The organism is Bosea sp. BIWAKO-01 (assembly GCF_001748145.1).
GTDB lineage: Bacteria > Pseudomonadota > Alphaproteobacteria > Rhizobiales > Beijerinckiaceae > Allobosea.
Map to the genome: position 1 here is coordinate 6,613,245 of NZ_BCQA01000001.1, position 15,548 is coordinate 6,628,792.

General features: G+C 65.3%; 12 protein-coding genes. 7 read left to right on the top strand and 5 right to left on the bottom strand.

Translation table 11 applies throughout. The features are described from left to right. Window positions 1-1,287: an ABC transporter substrate-binding protein gene (locus BIWAKO_RS30690; RefSeq protein ID WP_069881865.1), complete on the bottom strand. Its 1,287-nt coding sequence runs from the start codon at window positions 1,285-1,287 to the stop codon at window positions 1-3. A 415-nt stretch (window positions 1,288-1,702) separates the two neighbouring features. Between BIWAKO_RS30690 and BIWAKO_RS30695 the strand changes: the two genes are divergently transcribed. Together BIWAKO_RS30695 and BIWAKO_RS30700 are read left to right on the top strand one after the other, a co-directional pair. Then, window positions 1,703-2,443, top strand: a complete 741-nt coding sequence (locus tag BIWAKO_RS30695) for a GntR family transcriptional regulator (protein WP_069881866.1) — start codon at window positions 1,703-1,705, stop codon at window positions 2,441-2,443. An 85-nt stretch (window positions 2,444-2,528) separates the two neighbouring features. Continuing rightward, the gene (locus BIWAKO_RS30700) at window positions 2,529-3,797 is read left to right on the top strand and encodes a Gfo/Idh/MocA family protein (RefSeq protein ID WP_244523594.1); all 1,269 of its coding nucleotides are present in this window, start codon (window positions 2,529-2,531) and stop codon (window positions 3,795-3,797) included. Between the two features lie 27 nt (window positions 3,798-3,824). Here the strand turns inward: BIWAKO_RS30700 and BIWAKO_RS30705 are convergent, their stop codons facing one another. The 4 genes from BIWAKO_RS30705 to BIWAKO_RS30720 all read right to left on the bottom strand — a co-directional run bounded on the left by BIWAKO_RS30705 (window position 3,825) and on the right by BIWAKO_RS30720 (window position 9,274). After that, window positions 3,825-6,998, bottom strand: coding sequence for an efflux RND transporter permease subunit (locus BIWAKO_RS30705; protein WP_069881867.1), 3,174 nt, complete (start codon window positions 6,996-6,998; stop codon window positions 3,825-3,827). Further along, window positions 6,995-8,404, bottom strand: coding sequence for an efflux RND transporter periplasmic adaptor subunit (locus tag BIWAKO_RS30710; protein ID WP_069881868.1), 1,410 nt, complete (start codon window positions 8,402-8,404; stop codon window positions 6,995-6,997). Before BIWAKO_RS30710 ends, BIWAKO_RS30705 begins: the two co-directional genes overlap by 4 nt. Beyond that, window positions 8,401-8,799: a FixH family protein gene (locus BIWAKO_RS30715; protein ID WP_069881869.1), complete on the bottom strand. Its 399-nt coding sequence runs from the start codon at window positions 8,797-8,799 to the stop codon at window positions 8,401-8,403. The genes BIWAKO_RS30710 and BIWAKO_RS30715 overlap by 4 nt, the downstream gene beginning before the upstream one ends. Before the next feature lie 121 nt (window positions 8,800-8,920). Next, window positions 8,921-9,274: a hypothetical protein gene (locus tag BIWAKO_RS30720; RefSeq protein WP_069881870.1), complete on the bottom strand. Its 354-nt coding sequence runs from the start codon at window positions 9,272-9,274 to the stop codon at window positions 8,921-8,923. 213 nt (window positions 9,275-9,487) lie between these two features. Here BIWAKO_RS30720 and BIWAKO_RS36220 point away from each other — a divergent pair, with 213 nt between their 5' ends. The 5 genes from BIWAKO_RS36220 to BIWAKO_RS30745 all read left to right on the top strand — a co-directional run bounded on the left by BIWAKO_RS36220 (window position 9,488) and on the right by BIWAKO_RS30745 (window position 15,546). Continuing rightward, on the top strand, window positions 9,488-9,886 hold the full coding sequence (locus BIWAKO_RS36220; RefSeq protein ID WP_069881871.1) for a DUF1236 domain-containing protein: 399 nt from the start codon (window positions 9,488-9,490) through the stop codon (window positions 9,884-9,886). Between the two features lie 216 nt (window positions 9,887-10,102). Continuing rightward, window positions 10,103-10,456 (top strand): response regulator, encoded by a 354-nt coding sequence (locus BIWAKO_RS30730; RefSeq protein ID WP_069881872.1) that lies wholly within the window; start codon window positions 10,103-10,105, stop codon window positions 10,454-10,456. A 256-nt stretch (window positions 10,457-10,712) separates the two neighbouring features. Continuing rightward, the gene (locus BIWAKO_RS30735) at window positions 10,713-14,147 is read left to right on the top strand and encodes a response regulator (protein WP_069881873.1); all 3,435 of its coding nucleotides are present in this window, start codon (window positions 10,713-10,715) and stop codon (window positions 14,145-14,147) included. After that, window positions 14,144-14,983, top strand: coding sequence for a CheR family methyltransferase (locus BIWAKO_RS30740; RefSeq protein ID WP_069881874.1), 840 nt, complete (start codon window positions 14,144-14,146; stop codon window positions 14,981-14,983). Before BIWAKO_RS30735 ends, BIWAKO_RS30740 begins: the two co-directional genes overlap by 4 nt. Further along, a complete protein-coding gene (locus BIWAKO_RS30745) occupies window positions 14,980-15,546 on the top strand; it encodes a chemotaxis protein CheB (RefSeq protein WP_069881875.1) in 567 nt (188 codons plus the stop codon). The genes BIWAKO_RS30740 and BIWAKO_RS30745 overlap by 4 nt, the downstream gene beginning before the upstream one ends. The last annotated feature ends 2 nt before the right edge of the window (window positions 15,547-15,548 follow it).

Below are 15,548 nucleotides of genomic sequence, written 5' to 3' on the forward strand. Positions count from 1 at the left end.
TCACCCGCGCTTGAGGATCGAAGCGGCCTCGGCGACGAACTTCTTGCCGCCCTCTTCCGGTGAGACACCGAAGGCGACTTCCTGGCTGACCCGCTCCAGGACGAAGGCGACTTCGCCGGCACCCTTGGGTGGAGACGGCGGCAGCTTGGCCGTGTAGGGGCCGAGCTTGCCGATATAATCGACGACCTTCTTGCTGACCTCGTCCAGGTCCGGCCCGAGGAGTTCGCGCATGCCGGACGATGCCGGCACGCCGCGCTCGACGCCCAGGATCTTCGCGCCGGCCGCCTCCGCCACGGTGAAATTCGCCAGTTTGACCGCGATCTCGGGGTTCTTCGAATCCGAGGCGATCGACCACATCTGCGACGGCTTCAGATACTGCCCCGGCTTGCCACCCGCCGTGACCGGGAAGGCGGTGATGTCGAGCTTGGCCTTGTTGAGCTGCTGGAGGCCGACGAACTGGTTGGAATGCGGGAACGCGGTCGCGGCATAGCCGAGCGTCAGGGTCGAGGTGTCGAGCGTCGACTTGTCGAGGGCCTGGACATCCGGCGGCACGCAGCCGCCCGATTTGCGCAGTTCGGCCCAGAGCTTGAACCAGTTACCGGCGTCCTTTTCGTCGAAGGCGAGCTTTCCATCCTCGCCGTAGAGCGCCCGGCCGTTCTGCACGAGCCAGAGCTCGAAGCCCGGCTCATGGCCGCTGGCATCCATGGTGGCGTAGAATTTCTTGCGTTTGTTGCCCTTGGCGAAGGCCGCGCATTTGCTGACGAACTCGTCCCAACTGTTGCCGAACGCCAGCGGCGCGACGCCGGCCGCCTCCCAGGCGGCAGGATCGAACACGGCGCAGGACGAGTTCACGCCGAGATTGATGCCGTAGAGCTTGCCGTCGACGCTGCAGGATTCGAGGTTGGCCTTGCCGAAATCCTCGATCTTGAGCGCGTTGCCCAGGTACTGGTCCAGCGGCACGATCGCGCCGCGGCGGGCGTATTCGAACATGTACCGGTAGTCCATCTGGAGCAGGTCCGGCGCATTGCGTCCGGCGACCCGCGTGGCGAGGCGGGGCCAGTAGTCGCTCCAGCCGGCGAACTCGGTCTTGGCGTCAATGCCGGCATTCGCCTTCTTGAAGGCATCGACGGCCCGGTTGGTGCGGTCGGCGCGCTCCTGCGAGCCCCACCAGAACACCCTGATGTCCTTTTGCTGCGCAGCGGCGGGCTTGAGGCCCAGCAGCGAAGCAGCAGCGATACCGGCGCCGGCGCCAAGCAACCCTCGACGGCTAACAGAATAGGCGCTCATCGACTTTCTCCCTCGATTGGTGCGTTTCCAGATTTTGTTTTTGTTTGAACTTATTGCTCTTGGCGCGCCGACGCGCGCAGAAGTCTTCGGGCAGCAAACCTACTTCGGGCGTCAAAGCTTCTTCAGGCGTCAAAGTATCTGCAGTCGTCGGGGCCGGTGTCAGGCGGCGTGCTGCACCTGCCCATGTTTGCACGAGCGCGGCGCCGATCCCAGCCCGCAGGGGCAGCAAACCCTGCCCCGTCATGCCCAACAGACGGACGAACGCGGACGGGCATGCGCTTCGAGCGGTAGCAAGCTGGTTTTGTGACGTTCCAACCAAGCGCCTTCCTTTGAGCCTTGATAAACTGATACACTAAGATACTAGTATGTCAAAACCGCCTTGAGCGGTGCTGCACAGGCCGAACAGGCGAGAGCGATGGAACGCCACGATGAGCATGAAACGGCGGAGGGGCCCGCCCCACGGGGGCGGTCGGCGAAGTCCGGCCTTCGTCCGCCGCAGCGACGCGTCACCACGGCGACGGTGATCTACGACGAGCTCTACGAAGCCATCGTCAACATGCATCTCGCCCCCGGCACCCCCCTGCAGGAGAAGGCGCTGACCCAGCAATTCGGAGTCAGCAAGACACCGGTGCGCGAAGCGCTGATCCGCCTCTCGGAGGACGGACTCGTCGACATCTTCCCGCAATCGGGCACCTTCGTCTCGCATGTACCGCTCAGCGCGATCCCCGAGGCGCAGGTCATCCGGCTGGCCCTTGAAGACACGGCGATCAAACGCACGGCCGAGATCGCGACCATCGCCGACATCGCCCAGCTCGACGCCAAGCTGGCGAGCCAGCGGATGCTGGCCGAGATCGGCGACATGGACGCCTTCCACGCGGCGGACGAGGCCTTCCACGAGGCGATCGCGCAGATCGCCGGCTATCCCAGCATCTGGAAGCTGCTGCGCCAGGTGAAGGTCCAGATCAACCGGGCGCGCCGGCTGACCCTGCCGGTCCCCGGCCGCATGCACCAGGTCATCGGCGAGCACGAGATCATCCGCGAGGCCATCGCGAGGCATGACGTCGAGGCCGCCAGGGAGGCGATGCAGACCCATCTCAACGTGGTCATCCCCGACCTCGCTCGGCTGCGCGTCGCTCATCCCGACTATTTCGTCTGACGGCCGGCCATTGCAGCCGGCGATCAAGCCCGGCGCGGTGATCCGGAGGGTTTCAAAAACAAGAGACTGACGAGGAAATGCTGAAATGACAGATGCGGCGATGACCTTGAGTGACGAACGCCATCGCGTGGCCCTGGTCGGCACCGGCCACCGCGGCGCCGGCATGTGGGGGCGGGAGCTCCTCGCCGGCTGGCGCGATTGCGCCGAGTTCGTCGCGATCTGCGATATCAACGAACGGCGCGCCAGCCATGCCCGCCAGGAGATCGGCACCAACGCCCCGATCTATACCGATGTCGACACGATGCTCGCCGTGGCAAAGCCCGAGATCGTCATCGTCTGCAGCCGCGACGACACCCATGACGACATCATCATCAAGGCGCTCGAAGCCGGCTGCCGGGTCATCACGGAAAAGCCGATGACCACGACGCCGGAGAAATGCCGCCGTATCCTCGAGGCCGAGATCCGCACCGGACGGCAGATCGACGTGACCTTCAACTATCGCTTCGCGCCGACCGCCGCCCGGATCAAGCAGCTGCTGCTCGATAACGCCATCGGCACCGTCACCTCGGTCGATTTCCACTGGTATCTCGATACCAAGCACGGCGCCGACTACTTCCGGCGCTGGCACGCCTATGAGAAGAATTCGGGCAGCCTGTTCGTGCACAAGTCGACCCATCATTTCGACCTGCTGAACTGGTACCTGGACTCGACCGCGCTCGAGGTCTCGGCTTTCGGCACCCAGCGCCATTACGGCCGCAATGGCCCGTTCCGCGGCGAGCGCTGCCAGACTTGCGCGCATGCCGGCGCATGCGACTTCTATCTCGACATCCGCAAGGACCCCTGGCTGACGGCGCTCTATGACGAGCCCGCCGAGGTCGACGGCTATTTCCGCGACGGCTGCGTCTATCGCGAGGACATCGATATCCCCGACACGATGACGGCGATGCTGCGCTACGAGAACGGCGTGATCGCCTCCTACTCGCTCAACACCTTCATGCCGATCGAGGGGCACCACCTCGCTTTCAACGGCACCAAGGGCCGCATCGAGATCCGCCAGTACGAGCGCCAGGCCTTCGAGGTGCCCGACCATGACGAGATCATGCTGATGCGGAATTTCGGCAAGGCCGAGCGCATCCGCGTGCCGCATGCGAGCGGCGGCCATTTCGGTGGCGACGACCGCCTGCGCGACATGCTGTTGCGCCCCGGCCTCAAGGACCCGCTCGGCCAGCGCGCCGGAGCGCTGGCCGGCGCCATGTCGATGCTGTGCGGCGCCGCCGCGATGGCCAGCGTCAAGCAGGGGCGGCCGATCACGCTCAAGGAACTGGGCGGATTGCCGGACGGCATCCAGATCTGATCCGCGCGAGGGCCCGCGAAGGTCAGGTCATCCCGACGCGCCCTGCGGTTGGGTGTTGGCTTGTGCGGTGGAAGACAGCGCCGTGTCCGCGATCCCGACACCCCATCCTTTCACGAGCCCGTAGATCGCCGGGATCACCATCAGCGTCAGTACGGTCGACGACACCATGCCGCCGATCATCGGCACGGCGATGCGCTGCATCACCTCCGACCCCGTGCCGGTGTTCCACAGGATCGGCAGCAGACCGGCCGTGATCGCGATCACCGTCATGACCTTGGGCCGCACGCGCTCGACTGCGCCCTGCATGATCGCTTCCTGCAGGTCTGCGCGCGTGAAGGCCCTGCCCTCGCGCGCGCAGCGCGCCTGCACCGCCTTCAACGCGTGGTCGAGATAGATCAGCATGATCACGCCGGTCTCGGCCGCGACGCCGGCAAGGGCGATGAAGCCGACCGCGACGGCGACCGACAGGTTGAAGCCTTCCCACCAGAGCAGCCAGACCCCGCCGATCAGGGCGAAGGGCAGCGAGAGCATGACGATGAAGGTCTCGGTCAGCCGGCGGAAATTCACGTAGAGCAGCAGGAAGATGATCGCGAGCGTCAGCGGTACGACCAGCTTGAGCCGTGCCTTTGCCCGTTCGAGATACTCGAACTGCCCGCTCCAGGCGACGCTGTAGCCGGAGGGCAGTTTCACCGACAGATCGATCGCGGTCTGCGCCTCGCGGACATAGCCGCCGAGATCGCTCCCGGCGATATCGACGAAGATATAGGTCGCGAGCTGGCCGTTCTCGGTGCGGATCGTGGTCGCGCCGCGCTTGCGTTCAAGCCTGGCGATCTCTCCGAGCGGGACGGTGCCGCCGGAGGGCAACGCGACCTGGACCTCACGCGCGATGGCGTGGGGGTCGGAACGCAGATCGCGGGGATAGCGGATGGTGACGCCGTAGCGTTCGCGGCCTTCGACCGTCGTCGTCACCGTCTCGCCACCCATGGCCATCACGACCGCGTTCTGGACGTCGCCAACCGAGAGCCCATAGCGCCCGAGCGCGATCCGATCCGGCACGATGTCGAGGAAATAGCCGCCGATGACGCGCTCGGCATAGGCGCTGGTCGTGCCCGGCACAGCGCGCAGCACCGTCTCGATCTGGCGGGCGATGCCCTCCATCTGCGTGAGGTCGGTTCCGAAGACCTTGATGCCGATCGGCGTGCGGATGCCCGTCGCCAGCATGTCGATGCGGGCCCGGATCGGCTGGGTCCAGGCGTTGGAGACGCCGGGGAACTGCAAGGCCCTGTCCATCTCGGCCTTGAGGCTGTCGACAGTGACACCGTCGCGCCACTCGGCTTGCGGCTTCAGGTTGATGATGGTCTCGAACATCTCGGTCGGGGCCGGGTCCGTCGCGGTCTGGGCGCGGCCCGCCTTGCCGTAGACCGAGGCGACCTCCGGGAAGGACCGGATGATCTGGTTCTGGGTTTGCAGCAACTCGGCCGCCTTGGTCACGGAGATGCCGGGCAAGGTCGTCGGCATGTACATCAATGTGCCCTCGTTCAGCGTCGGCATGAACTCGGAGCCGAGCTGGCGCGCCGGCCAGACGCTGACGCCGAGCGCCGCCAAGGCGAGCAGGATCGTCAGCGTCTTGGCCTTGAGCACGCCGCGGATGAGCGGGCGGTAGAGGGCGATCAGCACGCGGTTGAGCGGATTTCTGTGCTCGGGAATGATCCTGCCCCGGATGAAGACGACCATCAGCGCCGGCACAAGCGTCACCGACAGCAGGGCTGCAGCCGCCATCGCGAAGGTCTTGGTATAGGCAAGCGGCCCGAACAGCCGACCCTCCTCCGCTTCCAGCGAGAAGATCGGCAGGAACGAGACGGTGATGACGAGCAGGCTGAAGAACAGGGCCGGCCCGACCTCGCTCGCCGCCTCGATCAGGATCTCGATGCGTGGCTTGTCGGGCGACGCCCGTTCGAGATGCTTGTGCGCGTTCTCGATCATGACGATGGCCGCGTCGATCATGGCGCCGACAGCGATCGCGATGCCGCCCAGGCTCATGATGTTGGAGCCCAAGCCCAGCGCCTTCATCGCCGCGAAGGCCATCAGGATGCCGACCGGCAACATCAGGATCGCAACCAGTGCGCTGCGCAGATGCAACAGGAAAACGATGCAGACGAGCGCGACGATGAGGCTCTCCTCGATCAACGTCCCCTTCAGCGTCTCGATCGCCCGTTCGATCAGCGGGGAGCGATCATAGACCGGCACGATCTCCGCCCCGCCCGGCAAGCTCGCGGCGATCTCGGCCAATCGCGCCTTGGCGCGTTCGATCACGCCGAGCGCGTTTGCTCCGAAGCGCTGCAGCACGATGCCGCTCGCGACCTCGCCTTCGCCATTGAGTTCGGTGATGCCGCGTCGCTCATCGGGGCCAAGCTCGACGCGGGCGACGTCGCCAAGGCGCAACGGCACGCCGCGCTCGCTCCTGAGCACGATCGCCTCGATATCGCTGATCGATTTCAGATAGCCGCGCCCCCGCACCACGAATTCGAATTCGGCGAGTTCGACGGTGCGCCCGCCGACATCCATGTTGCTGCTGCGCACGGCCTCGCGCAGCGCCGCCAGCGAGACGCCCTGCGCCCGCAGCCGCACCGGATCGACCACGATGGCGTATTGCTTGACGAAGCCGCCGACGCTGGCGACCTCCGCCACGCCCTGTGCGCGCGAGGCAGCGAAGCGCACGAGCCAATCCTGCGTCGAGCGCAGCTCGGCCAGCGTCATCTCCTTGGCGATGACGGCGTATTGATAGACCCAGCCGACGCCGGTCGCATCCGGGCCGAGCGTTGGTGCGACACCGGCCGGCAAGCGGCGCGCTGCGGCATTGAGATATTCGAGCACGCGCGAGCGCGCCCAGTACGGATCGGTGCCGTCTTCGAAGATCACATAGACGAAGGAGACCCCGAAGAACGAGAAGCCGCGCACGACGCGGGCCTTCGGGACGGTCAGCATCGCGGTCGTCAGGGGATAGGTGACCTGGTCCTCGATCACCTGCGGCGCCTGGCCGGGATATTCCGTGTAGACGATGACCTGGACGTCGGAGAGATCGGGGATGGCGTCGAGCGGCAGCGTCCTGACCGCATGGATTCCGGCCGCGACGGCAAAGGCCGTGGCGACGAAGACGAGGACGAGGTTGCGCGCCGACCAGGCGATCAGGCGGGCGATCATGGCTTGACCTCTGGCGGATTGAGCCCGCTCAAGGCGGCCTTGAGGTTGCTTTCGGCATCGATCAGGAAATTGGCCGAAACCACGACGCGGTCGCCATCCGCCACGCCGTCGCTGATCGCGACCCTGCCATCGCCACGCAGGCCGAGCCTGACCTCGCGCGGCTCGAAGCGGCCCTCCCCGCGGTCGAGAATGACGATGCGGCGTGTGCCCGTGTCGATCACGGCACTCTCGGGAACGGTGAGAACAGGGACCCCGTCCCCCGATCCGATCTCGACCTCGGCATACATGTTGGGAAGCAAAATCCCGTCGGGATTGGCGAGTTCGACGCGGACCTTGGTGGTGCGCGTCGCCTCGGCCACCTGCGGATAGATCAGGCCGACCTTCCCCTGGAAGGCCGCTTCGGGCCGCCCCCGCAGCCGAACCGTGACCGGTGCGCCGATGCGAACAGCCGCCAGTTCGCTTTCCGGAACGTCGGCATTGACCCAGATGGTCGAGATGTCGGCGAGCCGGAACAAAGTGTCGCCCGCCGCCACCTTCATGCCCTCGACGACGTTGCGCTCCAGCACGATGCCGTCACGCGGCGCGGACCAGCTGATCGTGATCGGGACCTTTCGGCTGCGGTCGATCTCGGCCACGATCTCTGCGGGCACACCGAGGTTTTCAAGGCGCTGACGCGCGCCGCCCTCCGGCGCTCCTCGGGCGGCTGCATTGAGGTCGGTCAGGAACTGCGCACCGGCAGCCGCGATCTCGGGCGAATACAGCCTGACGAGCCGATCCCCCTTGGCCACGCGATCGCCGGTGGTGACCGGCGCGACCTCCTGGATGAAGGCATCGGAACGGGTTGCGACCACGGCGAGACGCCGCTCGTCGAGCTGGACGGTCCCTGGCACCCGGATCGACCGCGTGATGGCGCCACGGCTGACCGGCTCTGATCGCACGCCACTGCGTTGCACCCGGCCAGGCGAAAGCGTGATGAGCCGCTCATTGGCCTCCTCGCCCGCATAGACCGGCAGATAATCCATGCCCATCCCGTCCTTCCGGGGCACGGGGGATGTGTCCGGCAACCCCATGGGATGGCGATAGTAGAGCGGCTTGCGCTCGCCCTTAGCGTCCGGGCTGGAGCCGGGGGCCTCGTCATCGAAGCTGACATCCTGGCTCGCATGCCGGGCCAGGAAATCACGCCCATCCTCGGTCTTGCGCGGCTCGAGCGCATAGAGCGCCATCCCGTCGGGGTGGCGGTAGTAGACGATCGGCCCGGCCGGTGCCGGTTTCGGCCGAGGCACTGCGGGTCTGGTGAACCGATCGAGCCCCGGCACCGGGACGCCACGCGTGCCGGCGACATAGCCGCCAGCCCCGGCCGCCGCGATGGCGGCCAGGACAAGCCCGGTTGCGAAAAGGCGCGTCATCGCACGGCTCTCAAGACGAGGCGGCTTTCGAGCGTGCCCTTCTCGCCCTGCACCTTCGCAGCCAGCGAGAGCCGCCAGCCTCCTTCCATCGTGAGGTTGGTCTTGAAGCGATAGGTGCCGGGCTCGGTCGCGGGCACGGCTTCGATCGGGGACGTCATCGTCTCCATGCCGTCAGGCGCCATGTCGATGCGCCTGGCGAAGATCACGGCGTCGGGCACCGGCTTGCCCGAGCGCTTGTCGATGAGCTGGACCGCGACGATAACGCCATGGCCCGGCTTGAGCTCCCCCTGGAGGAGGCGAAACTCATAATCCGTGATCTCGGCGCGGGCTGGCCCCGCAGCCATGGCGAGCAGAAGCGCTGCGGCAAGCGCGCGCCAGTGGGTGATGACAGTCATGTTCTGGTTTCCGAACCAATGAGGTGCCCGGCTTGCACAGGGCTGGCGGCGCGGCGACGAGCCACGTCTCACCGACCGCGGCTTGCGCGATCGGGTCCGGCGCGGCGGCGCCGGCTATGCCTCAGGTTCGGGGTGGTCGCGCCGGGGGACCGAAAGGTCGCGAGGCGCGCGCAGCGTCATCCCCGGCGAGCGCCGTCAGGCCTAGGATCGGCCGGAACGATGCGATGAGCGACGAGGCCGGCTGGGCGGCAAAGCATTTCGTCAGGCAGAAGCTGAGAGCCAGACAGCCCTTGGTGCAGTCCTGCGATCTCTCCTGATCGGGAGGGCAGCACGGCATATCGGCGGGCATCGGCATCACGGCCTCTGCATCCATCCGCGCATAGCCCGCCGTCGCCGGGCTGACGACGGCGGCCAGCATGGTCGCCGTGACGAACAGCGTCAGAACCAGACAATGCGCGAGGCGCCGGAGCTTCATGGCCGCATGAGTGCCACAGGCCGCGTGCGTCCGAAAGGCAGGCCCGGTCAAGACATCGTCAACGCCCTGCGATCGAGCCAACGCATCGCGATGCCCCCTGCGCGTGGCGCCGCGCGCATGCTCAGCCCAGGCTCAGGCCTCGTCGTTTTGCTGGAACCTCGGCGCCGCAGCCTCGTTGGTCCAGGAAGCCCCCAATGTCAGGGAGACCAAAGCATGATGAAGACACTTGCATTCGCCGCGGCGCTTGCCGTGCTGCCCGCCTCCGTTTTCGCCCAGAGCAGCGGGCCAATCATTCCCGATCCGGCCGGCGGCACGACGCGCGATCCGGCGCTTGGCGTCGGGACGGTTCAGGTTCCGATGATGCGCGACCCAGCCGGCGGCACCATGATCGACGACTCCCCGCGCTTCCGGACCTATGTGATCGAGCAGCGCCTGCCGTCCTATAGTTATGGCCGCCCGGTCGCGGTCGGCACGATCCTGCCCGACGAAGGCATCGTCTATCGCGAGGTTCCGGCCGAATATGGCGCGCCGGGCTATCGCTACACCGTGGTGAACGAGCGCGCCGTCGTGGTTGAGCCGCGCACCCGTCGCATCATTCAGCTCATCGACTGAAGCACCCAGGAGTCGCAAAATCACCGCGGTGTCGCAAAGCCCGACAGCCCGCGACTCCGCTGGACCGAGGCCCGTCCCGCAAGGGTCGGGCCCGATCCATCAGACCCTGCCGCGAGACGATCTCAAGCTCACGCAGGGAGGCTGAAAAGAATTGCAAGGCGTGGCGAACAAAACCGCGCCCGATGCGTTGTGGCTGGGAACAACCGGAGCCCAGTCGTGAGAAAATGCGTTCTCGTCGTCGAAGATGACACTCTCATCCGCATGGATACCGTCGATACCGTCGAGGATGCCGGCTTCGAAGCGATCGAGGCGGCAAATGCCGACGAAGCCATCAACCAGCTCGCAGCCAATCCGGCGATCGGGATCATGATCACCGATATCGAGATGCCCGGCTCGATGAATGGTGTCCGACTTGCATATGCGGTCAGGGACCGCTGGCCGCCGGTCGAAATCATCGTGGTGTCCGGACAAATGATGCCGGGTCGAGGCGCATTGCCCGAGCGCGCGCGCTTCATCGCCAAGCCATTCCGGCCAAGCCAGATCGAGGCAGCGTTGCGCGCTGCTGCGTAGATCATCGGACCGGGTTCGTATCCGGTCGGATGACGCTACGTCTGGGTTAGCGCCGGCTTCGCACCGAAAACCGCATTCCAGTTTTGGGGCCAACTTTCCAGGGGGCGGGATAGCCAACCGCATGGAGATGGAAGACGACAACGTGCACAGGCCGCGATCCCATATGTCGCAGCCACCGGAATCCTGCCTGGATGGCGACAACCGGGCGGCACCGCTATGCGGGTCGGCCAGGTCTTGCCGGCCGATGAGAGCATAAATGAAACGAAGCCAACTGCCCGGCGCCTCCAGGCGAAGCTTGGGCCTCGAGCCTGTCGTCGCTTTCGGCCTTGCCGGCGCGATCGCATTTTTCCTGATCAGCGGAATCGTCGCCTTTTTCAATCTGCAGGCCCTGCGCAACGGGAGCGAACGGGTCATTCAGACCCATCAGGTCATCGTCGCGCTCGAGCGATTGATGTCCCAGGCGCAAGACGCCGAAACAGGCCAGCGCGGCTTCCTGCTGACAGGCGATGAACGCTATCTCGATCCCTACAATGCCGCCGTGTCGGCGATTCCAGCCCAGCTCGACGAGATCTCGGAGCGAACCCGCGAAAATCCGTCACAGGGCCCGCGGATCGCTGCGCTGAGACGACAAGTCGGCACCAAACTCGCAGAACTCAAGGAAACGATCGAGCTGCGCCGAGCCCAGGGGATCGACGCGGCGATGGCCGTCGTCAGCTCGGACCGCGGAAAACTGGCCATGGACGCCATCCGCTCGCAGATTGCCGCGATCGCCCAGGAAGAGGGCGAAACGCGCGCGAAGCGCCTCGTCGAGATGGCCGACGCCCAGAAGACCGCGCTGGTGAGCGGCCTCCTTTCAGGCCTGCTCGGGTTACTCCTGACGCTGTCCATCGGCTTTCTGGTCCGCAGGGCAACGCTCGCGCGCAGGCAGGAGGAGTGGCTTCAATCAGGCCAGGTCGGGCTGGCCTCCGCCATGATGGGCGATCCGCAGGCCGAGCAGCTCGGAAACAGCATTCTCGCATTTCTGGCGCAGTATCTCGGCGCAGTCGCAGGAGCGCTCTTCGTCGTCGATCGCGCGGTTTTCCGGCGCGCTGCGACCTATGGCATTCCCGAGGACGCCCCGATTGTCACGCAATTCAAGCTCAGGGAAGGCTTGCTGGGCCAGGCGGCGAGCGAGAAGCGGACCGTGCTCATCGGCGAGGTTCCCGACGGCTACCTCGCCTTCGGCTCCGCCCTGGGACAGGACAAGCCGAAACATCTCGTCATCCTGCCCGCCAGCGTCGACGGAACCGTCAATGCCGTGATCGAGCTTGGGTTCCTCCGCCCGGTCGACGACGGCGTCATGAAGCTGCTGCAGTTCGCCTCCAACGCGGTGGCGATCGCTGTCCGTTCGGCCAAGTATCGCGGCGAGCTCCAGGACCTGCTCGAGGAGACGCAGCGCCAATCGGAGGAATTGCAGACCCAGAGCGAGGAATTGCGCGTCTCGAACGAGGAACTGGAGGAGCAAGGCCGGGCGCTCAAGGAGTCGCAGATGCGGCTCGAGCAGCAGCAGGCCGAGCTCGAACAGACCAATTCGCAGCTGGAGGAGCAGACCCAGCAGCTGGAGACGCAGCGCGACGATCTCGAACAGGTCAATGCGGCCATACAGGTCAAGGCGCGGGAGGTGGAGCAGGCGAGCCGCTACAAGTCGGACTTTCTTGCCAACATGTCGCACGAGCTGCGCACGCCGCTCAATTCATCGCTGATCCTGGCCAAGCTCCTGGCGGATAATCCCGACGACAATCTGAGCGAGGAGCAGGTCAAATATGCCCAGACGATCCAGTCCTCCGGCAATGACCTGCTGAACCTGATCAACGACATCCTCGATCTTTCGAAGATCGAGGCCGGCCATGTGGAAATCAGGCCCGAAACCGTTTCCCTGGAGCGGTTGACCGGCAATCTTCGGCAGCTGTTTCACCCTGTCGCCCAGGGCAAGACGCTGGATTTTCTCGTCGACGTGGCGGCGGACTGCCCCGCGAGCATCGAAACGGATCCGCAGCGGCTGGAACAGGTTCTGAAAAATCTCCTGTCCAACGCCTTCAAGTTCACGGAACGGGGGCAGGTCCGCGTCTCGATCCACCCGGCCGGCAAAGGGCAGATCGCCCTGTCCGTGTCGGACACCGGCATCGGCATCGCCGAGGAGCAGCAGCGCAGCGTCTTCGAAGCGTTTCATCAGGCCGATGGCACCATCAGCCGCAAATATGGTGGCACCGGCCTCGGCCTTTCGATCTCGCGACAGCTCGCCCACCTGCTCGGCGGCACGATCACGCTCGAGAGCCGCGAGGGACAGGGAAGCACCTTCACCATCACCATTCCCGAAATCTATGATCCGGCGAAGGTCGGCCCCCGGGAGTCGCGCGAAACCATTCGCGCCGTGCCCACGCTCGTGAATGCGGAGGCGCCCCGGGCCGCGGTCCTGCCACGCAGGCACACGGTCGAGGACGACCGCGATGCGCCATCCGATGCCAAGCGCGTCCTGTTGGTGATCGAGGACGACGATTCCTTCGCCGCCATCCTGCGCGATCTCACGCGCGAAATGGGATTCCGTTCGCTGGTCGCGGGAACCGCCGCGGAGGCCCTAGGCCTGGCCAGGGAGTTCATGCCGAGCGCAATCATCCTCGATGTCGGCCTGCCGGACCAGTCGGGCCTTTCCGTGCTGGACCGGCTCAAGAGCGACGTCCAGACCCGCCATATTCCGATTCACATCGTCTCGGCTGGAGATCACGCCGAAACCGCGCTCGCGCTGGGCGCGGTCGGATATGTGCTCAAGCCAGTCAAGCGCGAGCAGCTGGTCGAGGTTTTCGAGAAGCTGGAGAAAAAGCTGTCCCCGCGGGTGCATCGCGTCCTCATCGTCGAGGACGACCTGGTGCAGCGCGAGGCGGTCGCAACGCTGCTGACCTCCCATGATGTCGAGACAGTGACCGCAGGGACTGCAGCCGAATGCCTCAAGCTCCTCAAGGAAGAGACATTCGATTGCATGGTGCTCGACCTGTCGCTGCCCGATGCGTCCGGCTATTCGCTGCTGGAGACGCTGAGCCAGGAGAGCGCCTACGCCTTTCCGCCGGTCATCGTCTATACCGGCCGCGACCTCTCGGCGGATGACGAACAGCGGCTCCGCCGCTACTCGAAATCGATCATCATCAAGGGCGCGAAATCGCCCGAGCGCCTGCTCGACGAGGTCAGCCTCTTCCTTCACCAGGTGGTCTCCCAACTGCCGGCCGAGCAGCAGAAGATGATCCGCAAGGCGCGAAGCAGGGATGCCCTGCTCGAGGGGCGGCGCATCCTTGTCGTCGAGGACGACGTCCGCAACGTCTATGCGCTGACCAACATCCTCGAACCCCGGGGGGCGATCATCGAGATCGCCCGCAACGGCCGCGAGGCCCTGGAGGCGCTCGAACGATCCGCGAAGCAATCCGGCCCCAGGATCGAACTCGTCCTCATGGACGTGATGATGCCGGTCATGGACGGGCTCACCGCCACGCGCGAGATCCGCAGGAACCCGGACCTGGCGAAGCTGCCGGTCATCGCGCTGACGGCGAAGGCCATGCCCGACGATCAGCAGCGCTGCATCGAGGCGGGGGCCAATGACTACATGGCCAAGCCCCTGGATGTCGAAAAGCTCCTGTCGCTCGTGCGGGTCTGGATGCCGCGATGAAGGAGGCGCTCGCATCCGAGGCGATCGAAGCGATTGAGATACGACTTCTGCTCGAGGCGCTATACGCTCGGTATCATTATGATTTCCGCAATTACGCGATGGCCTCGATCAAGCGCCGCCTCAAGCAGGCCAGGGACCAGCTGGGCTTCGCCAGCTTTTCGGCGTTGCAGGAGAGCCTGCTGCATGACGCGGCCGTTCTGCCGCGGCTTCTCGGATATCTGACCGTTCAGGTCAGCGAGATGTTCCGCGATCCGAGTTATTTTCGCGCGATCCGGGAAAAGGTCGTGCCGCATCTGCGGACCTATCCCTCGCTCAAGGTCTGGATCGCCGGCTGCAGCGGCGGCGAGGAGCTCTATTCCCTGGTCATCCTGTTCCGGGAAGAAGGCCTCGAGGAGCGCACGCTGTTCTATGCCACCGACATCAACCAGGAGGCGCTCCGTTCGGCCGAGGCCGGCGTCTTCGCCATGGAGCGGGTGCCGCTGTTCACTGAGAATCATCGCCAGTCCGGGGGAAAGTCATCCCTGTCCGATTATTATCATGCCGCCTATGGCAGGGTTTCGTTCGACAAGAGCCTGCGCCGCAATGTCGTGTTTTCCGACCATAGCCTGGTGACGGACGCGGTCTTCGCCGAGATGCAGCTGATCTCGTGCCGTAACGTCCTGATCTATTTCGATCGCACCTTCCAGGACCGGGCGCTGGGCCTGTTCAAGGACTCGCTCGCACGAAAGGGCTTCCTCGGGCTCGGCGCCAAGGAAAGCCTGCGCTTCTCCGAGCATGCCGGCGCCTTCACGGATTTCGTGCGCGAGGACAAAATCTATCAGAGGCGCAGCGAATGAGTGCGGACCGAGCCGAGGCCGTGGTGATCGGCGCCTCCGCAGGGGCGCTGGAAGCGCTGTCCGTGATCCTTCCCGCACTGCCTGCCGGATTTCGATTGCCGGTGATCGTGGTCGTCCATGTGCCGCCGAACCGGCGCAGCATGCTGGCAGAGCTGTTCGACGCCAAGTGCCGAATTCCGGTGCGAGAGGCGGAAGACAAGGAACCGATCGAGGCCGGCACGGTCTATTTCGCCCCGCCCGACTACCATCTACTGGTCGAAATGGATCGGTGCCTGTCGCTCTCCAGCGACGAACCCGTCCTGTTCTCGCGGCCTTCGATCGATGTCCTGTTCGAAAGCGCGGCCGATGCCTACGGCCCTGCCCTGATCGCCATCGTTCTGACTGGCGCCAATCAGGACGGAGCGAACGGGATGCGGGCCATTGTCAAAGCGGGCGGCACTGCGCTCGTTCAAGACCCAGCCAGCGCCTTTGCATCCGCGATGCCCGAAGCGGCCATAGCGGCCTGCCCCAGCGCTCACATCATGACACTCGACGCCCTCGCGGCGCTTTTAAAGGAGATTTGAGT